Source organism: Sorangium sp. So ce321, from assembly GCF_051530195.1.
Classification (GTDB): domain Bacteria; phylum Myxococcota_A; class Polyangia; order Polyangiales; family Polyangiaceae; genus Sorangium.
This window is the reverse complement of record NZ_CP150329.1, coordinates 11,027,905-11,042,284: the sequence shown is the minus strand read 5'-3', so window position 1 is coordinate 11,042,284 and position 14,380 is coordinate 11,027,905. Positions and strand designations below refer to the sequence as shown.

The following is a 14,380-nucleotide window of genomic DNA, read 5'->3' as shown; positions in this document are numbered from 1 at the left end:
AGGCGATACGAGCGGGGAGCTTACGGTGACCATGGCGCCGTGCTCCGTGTCGATGGCTCCACGTACATTGTCGAGACCGAGGACGGCGAGGTCCGCGCGAAGCGCGCCACGAGCTGCCTGCTGGAGCCCGCCGCCGGAGACCTGGCGCTCCTCGCCGCGGTGAATGGCACGCAGTACATCCTCGCCGTCCTCGAGCGGGAGGAAGGCGCGCCCTCGCACCTCGTCTCCGAAGGGGATCTCCAGATTCGTTTGCAGCGCGGCTCGCTGGGCCTCTCGGCGCCCGACGGCGTGCACGTGGCGTCCGGCAAGGACCTCTCGATGGCCGCGTCGACCTTCCGTGTCCAGGCCAGGGAGGGGCACGTCGCGCTGGGGGTGCTCTCGTTCGTCAGCGAGGTGGTCCGCGCGGAGGTCGACCGGGCCAAGCTGATCGGCCGGAGCCTCGACGCTCAGCTCGAACGGCTGATGCAGCGGGTGAAGCGCTCCTACCGCATCGTGGAAGAGGCCGACCACGTGCGCGCCGAGCGCATCGACTATGCGGCCAAGGGCGGCCTCGCCATGCACGGCGAGAACGCCAAGATCACCGCGTCGCACGTCGTGAAGATCGACGCCGACCAGATCCAGGTAGGGTGACCGGACATGTGCTTTGCCATCACCTCGGGCGGTGGGATCGACTTCGGCGTCCCGGACGTCTGCTTGCCGGGGCCCATCCCGTACCCGAACACCGCAAACCGATGCATGGGGACGTCCGTCGCCTACAAGGTGATCCTGGGGAGGGGCGCCGCCCATACCATCGCGACCATCATCCCCATCTCCATGGGAGATAACCCTGGGATCCTCGGCGGCGTGGTCTCCCGTCGCAACATGGGCCCCTCGCGGCGCCTCGTCCCCTATCCCAAGCTGCTGCTCCAGAACAAGCCGGCGGTGCGGCTCGGCGCCACGGGCCTCCAGAACCAGATCAACATCAACGGGACGAACATCGTCCCGAGCCAGCCGAAGGTCCTGCTCCTCTGAGGTCCGCGCGCCCGTCCACGAGAGCCGTCCGCGAGCGCCGTCCGCGAGAGCGACCACGACCCCTGTGCTGCTCTGCCCGTCGAGAGACACAAGCATGGCCATCCATGAGCACGCCCGCATCCGCCTGGCGATCATCCAGAGAAAATACGGCCCGCGCCTCGCCCGGGACACGAGCGGCGCTGACGTGCCCGACCGGCGCGAGCGCTTCAACGCCGAGTTCCGGCGGATCCTGGCCGACATCATCGTGCCCACGCTCGCGGCCATCGGCGACGAGCTCGCCGCGTCGGGCCATGGCTACCGGATCGAGCAGGACGTGGGCGAACAGACCCCCAGCCTCGAGTTTCACATCCTGCTCCGGGGCGTGCCGGCGGACGCCAACAACCTGATCCGCCTCTTCTCCAGGGCGGATGCCGAGGGCGATGGAGAGGTGATCGCCGAGGTCAACGTGGCCCAGACGTTGACCGAGCTCACGCGATTCCGGGTGCTGTCCCGGATCACGCAGGATGTCGCGGAGCAGATGTGCGTGGACGCCATCGAGCACGTCTTCGCCTGCAACGCTCGCTGAGCGCCTGGCCGGGCGCTGTGGCGCACCGGGGACCCCGACGCCCGCCTCGATTGAGAGCAGGTCCGTGAAGACCGCGGAGGGGGAGGCGGTGCCGTACGAGATCGGCACTCTCTATGTCCTGGAGAACCGCGCGGCGGCGAAGAGCCGCGTGATCAGCATCGGGTTCGCGCGAATCAAGGCTGCGCGAAAGACCGAGGCCGTGGTGCTCGGGCTGGAAGACCTTCAGGCCGCGTTGATTCAAGAGGAGGCCGAGGTTTGGCCGGCCTTCATCCTGTCGCTCTACCATGGGCACTACGAAGACTGGGCGCGCGCAGAGACGGCGAGTCGAAGGGGGTCTCCGTTCTCCAGCGTCATCACCCCACTTATCGATTCGGGGCTCGGCGTCAGCACGGCGCGCAATCACCTGCTGCAGACCGACCCCGCGACGCACTACCTCGGCACCTGGAGCTTCGCCCCGCACCAGGGCTCTCGGGCCTCGTGGCCGACGCCTGATCTCGGCGACGCGATGCGCGCTCCCTCGACGAGCCAGATACGGGTCTTGTTCTTGAATGGCGACTGGGATGTCTCCACGCCCGTCGAGAATATGCTGCAGATCGCGCCCTACTTCCCCAACAGCCACACGACCATCGTCCACCGCGGCGAGCACGCGATGCCGAGCCGGCTGACCAGGAATCATCCTGCCGTGTTCGACGCGATCCTCGAGTTCTTCCGATCGGGCGGGGCCGCCAAGCTGCCGGCCGAGATCACGCTCCCGGCGCCCACTTTTACGGTCCCGGCCTTTCCACCGCCACCCGGGCGAAGCACCCGGTAAGCGCTCGCCGGGACCCGCCCGTCATTCGGGTGGCATGGCGTGGTCAGTCGGACAGGGACGCCGGGGCGCCGCCCTCGGACGCCGTTCTTGTCGCGGCCCTTGCGCTGAGGGCATCACCCCGCGCATGGCGCCGCATCATCGCCGAGGACACCCCGGCGCGAAGGCGACCTTTTCCCGTTCGCTGCGCGCCCGCGCGCGAGATACTCGGGCTGTAGGGTGCGCTGGCTGGTCGCTAGCCGCATCTGCTAGCATTCGCCCATGACGGAGCTCATCGTGGGGGCCGCGCTTCTCGGCCTGTTTGTTGTTGGTGGATTGGTGGTTTGGCTGCGGTTCACCATCGGGGTCGACATGCGCCGCGCGAAGGTGCTCTCGCAAGGCGAACCGGGGACGGGGCGCATCCTCCGCTGGGATCCCACCGCCGTCAGCCACGGGGGCAACTCCATCCTCCGCTTCACCCTCGACATTCGTCCCCGCGCCGGTGGCCCCGAGTTCCAGGGCACCGCCGACTACTGCGTGCGGCCCATGGAGGCGCCACAGTTCCAGGCCGGAATGGAGCGACCGGTGCGCTTCCTCCGAGAAGGCGAGCGCCTGCTGGTGGAGTTCGAGTAGCGCTGCGGACTCACGACGACGAGGAGCGGCGACCCTGTAGCGACCGAGGATCCGGCGATCGAGCCAGCGTGGTGTAGACAAAGTTACACAGCCGAATGAGCGCGTAGGTAAAAGAAGCCGGATCGCTGCGCGAAGAAGTGTGGCGCGGCGAACCGAAGTGGCGGGACCGCGAGCGTCGCGACGCCTCGCTGGCGGCGGTTCAGAGGTCGCGGTACATGACGTGCAGCCCCACGCGTCCCAGAGCCGGATGCGCGAAGGCGCGGGGTACCGTGCCGATCACGCTGAAGCCATGCCGCTTATAGAGTTCTACAGCTGAGCGATTCGACTCGACCACGGCGTTGAACTGCATTCCGGCGTATCCGCGTCTCCGGGCCCAGTCCAGCGCGAACCGGCACAACGCGGTACCCACACCCCGACCCCGGGCGTCGGCAGCGACCATGAAGCTCGCTGTCGACACATGTGATCCCGGTCCGGGACGATTCGTTCCCATCTTGGCAGTTCCGAGGACGCAGCTGTCCTCGACGGCAACCACCGTCAACCCGGGCGGTACCTCGACCCAGATGTCGTGTGCCTGCTCGACGGTCATCTCCGGGTCGTACGCGAAGGTCTCCTGCGCCTGCACCACCTCCCGCACGATCGTCCACACCTGAGACCAGTCACCCTCGGTGAACTCCCGGATCTGCACGGCGCCCAGAGTAGCGGTTGATCCTCCGAGCGGACCAGCTACTTACGCCACCGGCGAGGCCGCTGGCAGGAGCAGTGGCTGCCCGGCGCGGCCGCGCTATCAGCGCCTGACCACCGTGAAGTGGAGGTCGCGCGCCCCCGGCGGCGCGATAGGTCCTCACCCGCACCCCGTTGGTCACCGGCACGACGGTCCCGCCGACCATCTCCCCGATGTCCTGGTTGATGGCCCCCTTTTACCGCCCAGTCGCCGGTCGCCGGGGCGCCCCGGCTCGGTCGGCGCTGTGCGACCGAGCACGTTTGCCCCGAACCTGTGGCGCGGGCAGCGCCGCGGGCGCACGTCGGCGTGGACGCCGGCGTTGCGGGCGCCAGGGGGCTTGGCCCGCGGCGCTCATGCCGCTTCGCAGCTCGGGCTCCGCGCACGCGGGATGGCAGGCGCCTGGCTCGGGAGCCCGAGATGCTTGAGGATGGCGACGATGACCTCGCGCTCGGAGATGTCGGCCACGAGCCTCCGCCGGCCGCCACACGGGCAGGCCAACACGTCCTCGAGGTACACCCGACGGAGCAGGCTCGCGCGTTGGGCCCACGCCGGCAGACGACTCGGCCAAGCATCAGCCGGAATCCGTTGAAATAATTGAGATTTCTGCCGCCGACGCCTCGGCGCCGGAGAGGTCCTCACGGAACATCTCGACGAGGGCGTTGTGCTCGAGCGTCGGCATGACGCTCGACCTTGAGCACGCTCCATGCCGACACAAAAGGACGGGAGAACGCGAGGAGAGATCCAGCCCCGGGGTGGCGGCTCCATGGCGGAGGGTGACCGCCACCGCTCCCCGCTACATGCCACGCCACGGGCGGAGGGCATGGCCTGTCCGGTCGACCTGCGCCGGTAGGTGGTCTCGACGCCGGCTTCGCTCGCCTCGACGAGGCTGAGGCTGAGCTTCCCGAGGCTCGCGCCCTTGGCCGCGGCGGCGCCGTCCGCGATGCAGGAGAACTGCGCCCAGGCGTGAGCGTTTCAGGGGGCAGAGGCGTCATGCGGGGGTTAGAGCTCGAGACGAGCAGAAGTCGAAGCAGACACAGGGACGAAAGCGCAGCGAGCAAGCATGAACCCCAAAAACGGACAAGAGGTTTCGTCGTTCCCCCCGGAGGCCTTCAAGGTCGATGATGGCCTCGCTACCATGGAATGATGGGCCGGCTATCATCCCATCCTGGAACGGCCATCATCGACAGCTTTACCCAGCGAGGTCCACGTCCTCGACACCCGGGCGCTCCGCGAGGCGCTCGGCGGGACCGCGCTGGTCACGGCCAAGCTGTCGGTGTGACGTTCGCCGCATTGCGTCATTCGCTCTCGAACTCGAGGGAAGCGGAGTTGATGCAAAAGCGCTCGCCCGTCGGCTCCGGCCCGTCGTCGAAGACGTGCCCCAGATGTCCATTGCAGCGGGCGCACACGACCTCCACCCGATCGAGTCCATGCTTCTGGTCGGCCCGGCGCTCGATCCGCTTCTCGTCGAGGACGGCGGTGAAGCTGGGCCAGCCCGTCCCGGAGTCGAATTTCGCCCGCGACGAAAAGAGTCGGGCGCCGCAGCCGGCGCATCGATAGACGCCCGTGCCGTGATGGTTCCAGTATTCTCCCGTGAACGGGCGTTCGGTGTTGCCGTAGCGGAGCATCCGGTAGCGGTGAGGCCCGAGCAGCAAGAGCCACTCGGGCTCGGTCTTGGGGATTTTTTCATCCGCCATCGTTCGGTCCCGTCGTCAATCCCTGACGTCGTGCGCGATCGGCTTGGCGCCGGCGGCCCACATGGCGCTCAGGCTAGCGTTCGCGCATTGCGAGTGCAACGCCATCGCTCCGATCAGGCGCAGCGGAGGCCATCGCGACCGCCATTATCGAGCGGGCGCACACCAGCAGGTCCGCTTGCTCACGTGGATGTCTTCCACTGCTTCGAAAGCGATCTCCGATGTCATCCTGGCGCCAAACAGCTCATGAGAAGGGGACGGCCATCTTGCGAAGGCGACCTAGAGAACGAGAGCACAGGAGGGCCATGGTGCCGAACCCGACGAAACAGACACCAACGTCAGACCAGCTCCTGAGGTCGAATGCAGCGAATCGCACGAGCAAGAGATACGCGATGGCGAGGTTGGCCAGCGCCCAGGCAACGTTCACCGTCGGCGACGACAACCCCTTGAAGGGCGGTGATGCGAATGGGCTCTGCAACGGTAGGCCGGACACGCCCGCGATCAGGTGAGGGAGCGCATTGGCGAAGAACGCCCCACCGAAGAAGTGCGCGGGATGGACATACCACGGCATGATGATCTCCTTGAGCTGTTCGAGCGGGGACTGCTATCGCGCCAGGAAAGTACCTTGTGGCGGCTTTCACATGCAAGGAGGAAGAGAAGGCCACCCCGGACAGCCGCGTGGCGAAGCCGTCCTCGCCAGCGGCTGGTTCGGCGGAGCATCGCGCCCACAGACCAGCGCGCTCCCGGTCAGGACGAGAGCCCCAGCACATGCGCGGCCCGCTCGGGATCCAGCCGGAAAGGGCTCTCTTCGCCTTCGAAGAAGCGATGATCGCGGAACAGGTGCACCAGCAGACCGGAGCCTCGCAGGAGGTGTTCGGATGGCAGCTGGCCCGATGGCCGGATGGCCGGATGAGGTGGTCAGGCGGCCCCCCCAACGCTTGACTCCCGTATCGCCTTCAGGCTTCCTGGCCCCCTTGTTCAATCTGCTGGCGAGGCCAAGGTGGCCTGGCGGACGCAGGTTGTTCGGTGGAGCGGTGAATGACGATCGAACGGCAGCGGCGCAGCGGGAACCTCGGCCTGGTGTCGGCGGCCATCTCGATGCTGGCCTGGGCGCTCTTGACGGGCTGCTCGGACGGGAGCTCCGCCGGCGCGGCGACGAGCACGAGCGGCGCGCACGCCGGCGGGGGCGGCAGCACGGGAAGCGGCTCCGGGGAGGGTGGGGCAGGCGCCGATCACCCGTTCGACGACCCCGGGACCTGCTCCGACGGCGAGCGCAACCAGCGTGAAGACGACGTGGACTGCGGCGGCCCGTGCGAGCCCTGCGTGTTCTGGCAGCGCGTCGCGCCCTCCGGCGCGGTCTCTCTGTTCCTCACCCGGCAGGGGACCCTGCTGGGGAGCAACGAGTATGACTGGCTCACCCGGCTCGAGCGGCTGGACGGCGCGTGGCAGCGGGTGCTGGCGGACGGTGAAAACGCCACAGTGAAGCCGCTGGCCAACGGGAGCAGCGGCGAGATCTATGGCGCGGGCGAGGGCCTCGTGCGCTCCGACGACGACGGGCTGACATGGCAGGTCATCAACCCCGAGTTCAGCCCCGGGTTCTTGAAGGTGATCGATGACGCGCTCTACGCCGGGCTCGGCAACGACCTCTACCGGTCGACGGACGCCGGGTTGAGCTGGGAGCTCGTCGCCGGCGGCTTCGGAGGTGGCGATCTGGTCCGCCTGGAGGTCAACGCCGACGGGATCTGGTTCCTGATGTCCTACAAGCTGGTGATGCGGTCGCTCGATCGCGGCGCCACCTGGTTCGAGGTGGCCTATACGGAGGGCGATACAGCCGCCGGGCTCGTCGAGCTCTCCGATGGGGTCGTGCTCGTCGGGCGAGGTGCGACTCCTCCCCTGTCGTCCGCCGATCGCGGCGACTCCTGGCAGCATGGCGAAGCGGTCGACGTCTCGGCCCGGGTGCTCGCGGCCAACTCGACGGATCTGCTCTTCTCGGGCGGGACCGGCGTGGACATGTCCGAGGACGGCGGGCTCACCTGGACCGAGCGGGGGGACGGCGAGCTGTTCGGCTTCCGGTCGATGGTGATGCTCCCCGACGATCGCCTCGTGGTCCTCGACAACAACGACCAGGTGTTCGTGAGCCGGCCGACCACGTTCTGGGGCAAGCACGAGCGCCGTGGCGAGCCGCTCCCGGCGTCATGCACCGACGGAGCCCAGGGCCCGGGTGAGCAGGGCGCCGACTGCGGCGGAAGCTGCCCGGCGTGTCCGACGTGGCGGCGCCTCGCCGAGGCGAACCTCACGAACGTCCAATGGGTGGCTGCGACGCCGGACGGCACGCTGTTCTTCGACGATCAGGAGAGGAGGTACCGGTCGACGGACGCCGGCGCCTCGTGGGCTCCCCTCGAGCTCGACGGCCAGCCGCTGCCGTTCATCAGTACCGTGATCCAGATGGGAGATGGAACGATGCTCGCCACCTCGGGCGTCGGGCTCTATCGCTCGTCGGACCGCGGCGGCTCGTGGAGCGTGGTCGACGCGACCCTGAATGTGGGCGCGATCGCCCTCCATCCAGACGGCCGCCTCTACAGCTCCAGGCAAGGGTTCTCGAGCGACGGCGGCGTGTCCTGGGAACCGGTATCGGATGAATCGCGAGACATCACGGGGGTCGTCTTCACCGACGACGGCGATCTCTACGCTCATGGCTCGCGGTCTCTGGTTCGCTCGCTCGACGGCGGCAGGACGTTCGAGCCCCTCGACGGCTTGCCCCTCGACAACGACGAGAACTACGTCAAGCTCGCGGCCGCCCCGAACGGCCACCTGTTCCTCGGCTCCTACAAGGGAATCTTCCGCTCGATCGACAGGGGCGTCTCCTTCACCGAGGTCACCGACGCCGCCTGGAATGTGCTGGTCGACTCGAAGGGCAATGTCTTCGCCTTCGGAGAAGGCATCTCCATGTCGCGCGACGACGGCGATACCTGGGAGAGCCGCCTGCTCGGGGTCAACGCGGCGCCTCGGGCCGTGGCCCTGGCCGACGACCGCATCTACCTGAACACCGCGCTCGGCCACTACCTGAGCACGACGACCACGGCGTGGTGAACGCCGCGGAGCGAGCACGCCACGCGCGCCCGACTTCGCCGGGCAGCTTCGAGCACGGTGGCCAGGGCAGGCGAGGCGCTCGAGGGAGCCTGGCGTCATCTGGCCGGGGTTCGGCCGTCTGCGCTGGAGGACACGGGCGCGGCGCGGCTATCATGAGAGCGTGAACCCGACGAAGTCGCCGCGCCCCCTCTGCGCCCCGCTCGCGCTCGCGCTCGCCTGTGCCGCCTGCACCGATGGCAAGGGGGCCTTGAGAGACTTCCACGGCGTCCAGTATCGCGCCGACGGGGCGCACGCGCTCGAGAGCGACGGGGTGCTGCCCGGGCCCGGTGGGCTCGGCGGCCTTCCGAGCGGCGTGCGCCCGAGCGTCGTGTTGACCCGCCCCGACGGCTACTACGTCGAGATCGCCAAGCCCGCGCAGCGTGCCTCGCTCGAAGCCGAGAAGGCGAGCCTCGAGCAGAGCCACGCGGGCTCGAACTTTCGCGAGGTCGTGACGCCCGACGGGTGGGAGCTCACGTACGACATGCCGACATCGCCGGGCGCCGAGCCGGGCCGGTCAGGCGGTAAGGCGCACATCATCTACCGGGAGATCGCCGCCGGCAACTACCGCTGCTCGTGGGCAGACGTCAACGGCAGCGACCCCAAGGCGGCCGAGGCGGTGTGCCGGTCGATTCGCCCGCGTAAGTAGCGCGCCGGAGCACCCGTCCCGGCGGAGCGCCGGGAAGGTGCCACTGGCGTCGGGTCACGGGCCTCGTCACGGCGCCGTCCGGGTGTGACGGTAGATGGCGCCGCCGTCGCCGACGACGAAGGATGTCCTCCCGGCGCCCCACAGCGCGTGAAGATCGCGGTCTGTCGTGGAGTTGAGCTTGAGCCAGGAGATCCCGTCGTAGCGCAGGAGCGTGCCGAACGCACCCACGGCAAAGACATCCTGCGACCCGCTGCCCCACACGCCGGCCAACCATTCCGACGTGGGCAAGGTCATGTCCTGCCACTCCCGGCCGTCGTAGCGCAGGATCGTGCCGTTATCGCCCACGACAAAGACGTCCTGCGGCCCGCTGCCCCACACGCCAGACAAAACTTGCTCTTCCGATGGGTTCGAGCGCATGACCTGCCATTCCTGGCCGTCGTAGTGCAGGATCGTGCCTTTGTCGCCCACGGCAAAGACATCTCGCCCATCGTTCCCCCACACGCCATACAGGAACTCCGCTGTGGGCGAGCGCATGACCTGCCATTCCTGGCCGTCGTAGTGCAGGATCGTGCCTTTATCGCCCACGGCGAAGACGTCCTGTTGTCCGCTCCCCCACACGTCATTCAGCCGTCTCCCTGGTATGGGCGAGAGCATGGTCTGCCACCATTCGCCGTCGTAGTGCAGGATCGTGCCCACATCGCTCACGGCAAACACATCCTGCGGCCCGCTCCCCCACACGCCAGACAACCCTTCCGAGGTGGGCGAGGTCATGTCCTGCCAGTCCTGACCGCCGTGGTGCAGGATCGTGCCGCTACCGCCGACCGCGAAGACGTCCTGCGGCCCGCTCCCCCACACGTCAGACAACCGTATCAAGCTGGGCCAGGTCATGTCCTGCCACATCTGGCCGTCGTAGTGCAGGATCGTGCCCCTGTCGCTCACGGCAAAGACGTCCTGCGGCCCGCTCCCCCACACGCCGAACAAACGCTCCGACGACGTGGGCGTGGGCGCGTTCATCCTCTGCCATTCCTGGCCGTCGTAGTGCAGGATCGCGCCGTTGATATCCACGGCGAAGACGTCATCTCCCCGGCTCCCCCACACGCCAGACAGCACCTCCGAGGTGGGCAAGGTCATGCGCTGCCATTCCTGTCCGTTGTAGTGCAGGAGCCTGTCGTAGCCACCCACCGCGAAGACATCATCTTTCTTGCTGCCCCACACGCTCCTCAACTGCTGCGATGGCGGCGAGCTCATGGCCTGCCAGCGCTGGCCGTCGTAGTGCAGGATCGTGCCCCCTTCGCCCACGGCAAAGACATCCTTTCCCCCGATTCCCCAGACGCCAGACAGCGATCTCGATGTAGTCGAGCTCATGGCCTGCCAGCTCTGGCCGTCGTAGTGCAGGATCGTGCCTTCATTGCCCACAGCGAAGACGTCCTGTGAGCTGCTTCCCCACACGCCGGACAGTAACGTCGATGTGGGCGAGGGCACGCTTTGCCAGCTCCGACCGTTGTAGTGCAGGATCGTGCCTTCTTCACCCACGGCAAAGACATCATTCCCCCCGCTTCCCCACACGCCATACAAGAATGTCGATGTGGGCGAGGTCATGGTCTGCCAGCTCTGGCCGTTGTAGTGCAAGATCGTGCCGTTCGAGCCCACGGCAAAGACATCCTGCGGACCGCTTCCCCACACGCCGCGCAACCATTCCGATGTGACGGCCTCCTGACGACGCCAGTTCCAGCTGCCGCACGGAGCGGCGGACAGGTCATCGCAGGAGCTGACGCACCCCGGGCGGCCGAAATCGTAGCGCAGGTAGAAGCAGGACGTCATGACGGACAGCGCGGTGTCGCAGGCTTCGTCCTCTGCCAGCTCTCCGTCGCCGCAATGTGCCTTGCAGTCGTCTCTGCAATACCCGCGGAGCGCCGAGTTCTGCTCCCCGCGGCACGCCGGGTCGGTCGCATCGATCCCGTCAGCGCCGCAGTCGCATGTCTCCTCGCCTATCGCATCGACGACGCCGTTGCCGCAGCGCTCGTCGGACGTGCAGTCGGCGCTGCATCCGTCGCCGTCCATCTCGTTGCGGTCGTCGCAGACCTCGTGCGGCGCGGCGTCGACGACGCCGTTGCCGCAGCGCTCGTCGGACGTGCAGTCGGCGCTGCATCCGTCGCCGTCCATCTCGTTGCGGTCGTCGCAGACCTCGTGCCGCACGGCATCGACGACGCCGTTGCCGCAGCGCTCATCGGACGTGCAGTCGGCGCTGCATCCGTCGTCGTCGCTCGTATTCCCGTCTTCGCAGACCTCGCCCTCCTCGAGAACCCCGTTGCCACACGTATCGAGGTGGTCGGGGGCAACACACAGGCTGCCCTCGGGGACCGAGACGCATCGATGGTCGATCGGGCAAAAGCTCTCGCCGCAACGGAGCCCGCCCTGGAGGCATGCGCCCGTGACCGCGATCAGCGCCGTCAGGAACACGATCGCCACGACGTGACGAGGCGCCCAGCCTCCCCGCGGAGGGCCCGTGACGCTCCCGCTCCTGTCCATGCCCCGTCTTCGTAGCCATGCCCGCATGTTCCCTCGCTGTTTCCTCTCCCGGCTTCCCGGCAGCTCGCTCCGGGTACCACAAGGCCGGCGAGGCGTCGGCGGCTCTCCGGGCCGGAGCCCTACCGTGTGGCTCCGGCCCGGGTGTGGCGGAAGATCGTGCCACGACCGCCGACGACGAACGAGGTGCCTGCGTGGCCCCAGATATCATATAAATTCTGGTTCGTCGTGGAATTGATTCGCAGCCAGGAGACGCCGTCGTAGTGCACGAACGTGCCAGAAAGGCCTACAGCGAAGACGTCTTCAGGGCCGGTCCCCCAGACGGCATGCAAATGTTCCGACGTGCCCGACGAGGGCACGAGCTCCCAGCGATGGCCGTCGTAATGCACGATCGTGCCAGAATCGCCGACGACAAAGACATCTTCAGGGCTGCTCCCCCAGACCCCATGAAAATCTCCCTCTATGCCCAGTGGGGGCACGGGCTCCCAGCGATGGCCGTCATGACGCACGATCGTGCCAGATTTACCGACGGCAAAGACATGGTCAGGGTCGCTTCCCCAGACGCCATACAGGTCGTTCGATGTGCCCGAGGAGGACACGAGCGTCCAGATGTGGCCGTCGCGCTGCACGATCGTGCCAAGATCGCCGACGGCAAAGACATGGTCAGGGCCGCTTCCCCAGACGCCATGCAAACTTCGTGATGTGCCCGAGGTCTCAGCCTCCCAGCTGTGGCCGTCGTAATGCACGATCGCGCCGAGATGACCGACGGCAAAGACATCTTCTGGGCCGCTTCCCCATACGTCAAATAGAGCCTCCGATGTGCCCGAGGAGGGCGCGGGCTCCCAGCTCTCGCCGTCGAAATGGGTGATTGTACGGCTGACGGCAAATACATCGTCCGGACCGCTTCCCCAGACTCCCTCCAAGGCTCCCGACACGCCCGAGGATGGCGCGCTCTCCCAGCTCTGGCCGTCGTGATGCAAGATCGTGCCATACGCACCGACGGCAAAGACATCTTCAGGGCTGCTCCCCCAGATACCATGCAAATGTCCCGATGCGCCCGAATAATGCACGGACCTCCAACGGTGGCCGTCGTGATGCACGATCGTGCCAAAATCACCGACGGCGAATACATTGTCTTTATCGCTGCCCCAGACAGCTTTCAGGGCATCCATGGTGCCCGAGTCGGGCACGCTCTGCCAGCTCTGGCCGTCGTAATGCACGATCGTGCCAGAGTCGCCGACGGCAAAGACATCGTCAGGGCTGCTTCCCCGGACGCCATACAAACTCTTCGAGGTGCCCGAGTCGGGCACGAGCTCCCAGCTGTGGCCGTCGTGATGCACGATCGTGCCAGACCAACCGACGGCAAAGACATCGCCAGGGCTGCTTCCCCAGACGCCAAACAGTTCTTCCGAGGTGCCCGAGTCGGGCACGCGCTCCCAGCTGTGGCCGTCGTAATGCACGATCGTGCCAGATTCACCGACAGCGAAGACGTCGTCGTGGCCGCTCCCCCAGACACCGTTCAAGTTCTCCGCTGTGTCCGAGTCGTGCACGAGCTCCCAGCTGTGGCCGTCGTAATGCACGATCGTGCCAGATTGACCGACAGCGAAGATGTCGTCGGGGCGGCTCCCCCAGACGCCCTTCAGGCGGACCGATATGCCCGGGGAGGTCACGCGCTTCCAGCGGTTGCCGTCGTGATGCATGAGCGTGCCAGACTCATCGACGGCGAACACATCTCCGGGGCCGCTTCCCCAGACGCCGATCAAGTATTCCGATGTGCCGGACTCTTGCTCACGCCAGTTCCAGTCCCCGCAGCGATCCGTCAACAAGCTATCGCACGAGGCGGAGCAGCCAGGGTGACCGAAGTCGTAGCGCAGGCTGGCGCACGACGGCAGATCGGTGGGCTTCCCCGGGTCACACGCCTCCTCCGGGGCTACCTCCCCGTCGCCGCAGTGCGCCTTGCAGTCCTCGCGGCAATAGCCGCCGTCCGCCGAGTTTTGCCGCGCGGCGCACTGCCGCTCGGTGGGCTGCACATCGACGGCGCCGCAGTCGCAGGTCTCCCCGCTGGCCGCGTCGACGATGCCGTTGCCACAGGTCTCGTTCGACCGGCAATCGGAGCTGCACCCGTCGCGGTCGTCCGTGTTCCCGTCGTCGCACACCTCATCCCTCACCGCGTCGACGACGCCGTTGCCACAGGCCTCGTTGGACCGGCAGTCGGAGCTGCACCCGTCGCCGTCGTCCCGGTTGTCGTCGTCGCACGCCTCCCCGCCGACTTCGTCGGTGATGCCGTTGCCGCAGGTCTCGTTCGACCGGCAATCGGAGCTGCACCCGTCGCCGGCGACCCGGTTCCCATCGTCGCACACCTCGTCCCTCGCCGTATCGACGATGCGGTTGCCACAGGTCTCGTTGGACCGGCAGTCGGAGCTGCACCCGTCACCGTCTTCCCGGTTGCCGTCGTCGCACGCCTCCCCGGCGGCTTCGTCGGGGATGCCGTCGCCGCAGGGGACGACGCACCGCTCGGCCTCGTTGCACACGTAGCCCCTGGGGCAGTAGCCCTCTCCGCAGGGGAGCCCCCCAGGCTTCAGGCACGCTCCGGCGGCGACCACCACGGCGATCGACGACAGCATCGCCGCGAGATGACGAACCACGCCGCCCGCCGAGCAGCGCCCCGCGC

The 14,380-nt window shown here is 67.5% G+C and carries 12 protein-coding genes; 7 read left to right on the top strand and 5 right to left on the bottom strand.

Annotated elements, in window-relative coordinates; translation table 11 throughout:
* The first annotated feature begins 39 nt into the window (after positions 1–39).
* The 5 genes from WME89_RS40845 (at position 40) to WME89_RS40825 (ending at position 2,996) form a co-directional block, all read left to right on the top strand.
* Positions 40–630, top strand: a complete 591-nt coding sequence (locus WME89_RS40845; protein ID WP_438004994.1) for a DUF3540 domain-containing protein — start codon at positions 40–42, stop codon at positions 628–630.
* Positions 631–636: 6 nt separating this feature from the next.
* Positions 637–1,011 (top strand): DUF4150 domain-containing protein, encoded by a 375-nt coding sequence (locus WME89_RS40840; RefSeq protein WP_437284680.1) that lies wholly within the window; start codon positions 637–639, stop codon positions 1,009–1,011.
* A gap of 94 nt (positions 1,012–1,105) precedes the next feature.
* Entirely contained in the window at positions 1,106–1,576 is a 471-nt protein-coding gene (locus WME89_RS40835; protein WP_438004993.1) for a hypothetical protein, read from the top strand.
* 88 nt (positions 1,577–1,664) lie between these two features.
* Positions 1,665–2,387: an alpha/beta hydrolase gene (locus tag WME89_RS40830; RefSeq protein WP_438004992.1), complete on the top strand. Its 723-nt coding sequence runs from the start codon at positions 1,665–1,667 to the stop codon at positions 2,385–2,387.
* Positions 2,388–2,645: 258 nt separating this feature from the next.
* Complete coding sequence (locus tag WME89_RS40825; RefSeq protein WP_438004991.1) at positions 2,646–2,996, top strand: hypothetical protein; 351 nt, start codon at positions 2,646–2,648, stop codon at positions 2,994–2,996.
* A 199-nt stretch (positions 2,997–3,195) separates the two neighbouring features.
* Here WME89_RS40825 and WME89_RS40820 read toward each other — a convergent pair whose 3' ends face one another.
* The 3 genes from WME89_RS40820 to WME89_RS40810 all read right to left on the bottom strand — a co-directional run bounded on the left by WME89_RS40820 (position 3,196) and on the right by WME89_RS40810 (position 5,979).
* Entirely contained in the window at positions 3,196–3,681 is a 486-nt protein-coding gene (locus WME89_RS40820; protein ID WP_438004990.1) for an N-acetyltransferase family protein, read from the bottom strand.
* Positions 3,682–5,012: 1,331 nt separating this feature from the next.
* Complete coding sequence (gene msrB, locus WME89_RS40815) at positions 5,013–5,411, bottom strand: peptide-methionine (R)-S-oxide reductase MsrB (RefSeq protein ID WP_438004989.1); 399 nt, start codon at positions 5,409–5,411, stop codon at positions 5,013–5,015.
* A 241-nt stretch (positions 5,412–5,652) separates the two neighbouring features.
* Positions 5,653–5,979, bottom strand: a complete 327-nt coding sequence (locus WME89_RS40810) for a hypothetical protein (RefSeq protein WP_438004988.1) — start codon at positions 5,977–5,979, stop codon at positions 5,653–5,655.
* A gap of 467 nt (positions 5,980–6,446) precedes the next feature.
* Between WME89_RS40810 and WME89_RS40805 the strand changes: the two genes are divergently transcribed.
* Entirely contained in the window at positions 6,447–8,498 is a 2,052-nt protein-coding gene (locus WME89_RS40805) for a WD40/YVTN/BNR-like repeat-containing protein (RefSeq protein ID WP_438004987.1), read from the top strand.
* 160 nt (positions 8,499–8,658) lie between these two features.
* On the top strand, positions 8,659–9,183 hold the full coding sequence (locus tag WME89_RS40800) for a hypothetical protein (protein ID WP_438004986.1): 525 nt from the start codon (positions 8,659–8,661) through the stop codon (positions 9,181–9,183).
* Positions 9,184–9,249: 66 nt separating this feature from the next.
* On the opposite strand, the gene WME89_RS40795 is transcribed toward WME89_RS40800, so the two are convergent.
* Both WME89_RS40795 and WME89_RS40790 read right to left on the bottom strand, forming a co-directional pair.
* Positions 9,250–11,652: a glucosyltransferase-I gene (locus tag WME89_RS40795; protein ID WP_438004985.1), complete on the bottom strand. Its 2,403-nt coding sequence runs from the start codon at positions 11,650–11,652 to the stop codon at positions 9,250–9,252.
* Between the two features lie 179 nt (positions 11,653–11,831).
* The gene (locus WME89_RS40790; protein ID WP_438004984.1) at positions 11,832–14,354 is read right to left on the bottom strand and encodes a DUF4215 domain-containing protein; all 2,523 of its coding nucleotides are present in this window, start codon (positions 14,352–14,354) and stop codon (positions 11,832–11,834) included.
* Positions 14,355–14,380 lie beyond the last annotated feature (26 nt).

Coding starts and splice junctions, on each gene's coding strand:
- WME89_RS40840 (WP_437284680.1), top strand. CDS start 637: ATGTGCTTTGCCATCACCTCGGGCGGTGGGATCGACTTCGGCGTCCCG.
- WME89_RS40835 (WP_438004993.1), top strand. CDS start 1,106: ATGGCCATCCATGAGCACGCCCGCATCCGCCTGGCGATCATCCAGAGA.
- WME89_RS40825 (WP_438004991.1), top strand. CDS start 2,646: ATGACGGAGCTCATCGTGGGGGCCGCGCTTCTCGGCCTGTTTGTTGTT.
- msrB (WP_438004989.1), bottom strand. CDS start 5,411: ATGGCGGATGAAAAAATCCCCAAGACCGAGCCCGAGTGGCTCTTGCTG.
- WME89_RS40810 (WP_438004988.1), bottom strand. CDS start 5,979: ATGCCGTGGTATGTCCATCCCGCGCACTTCTTCGGTGGGGCGTTCTTC.
- WME89_RS40805 (WP_438004987.1), top strand. CDS start 6,447: ATGACGATCGAACGGCAGCGGCGCAGCGGGAACCTCGGCCTGGTGTCG.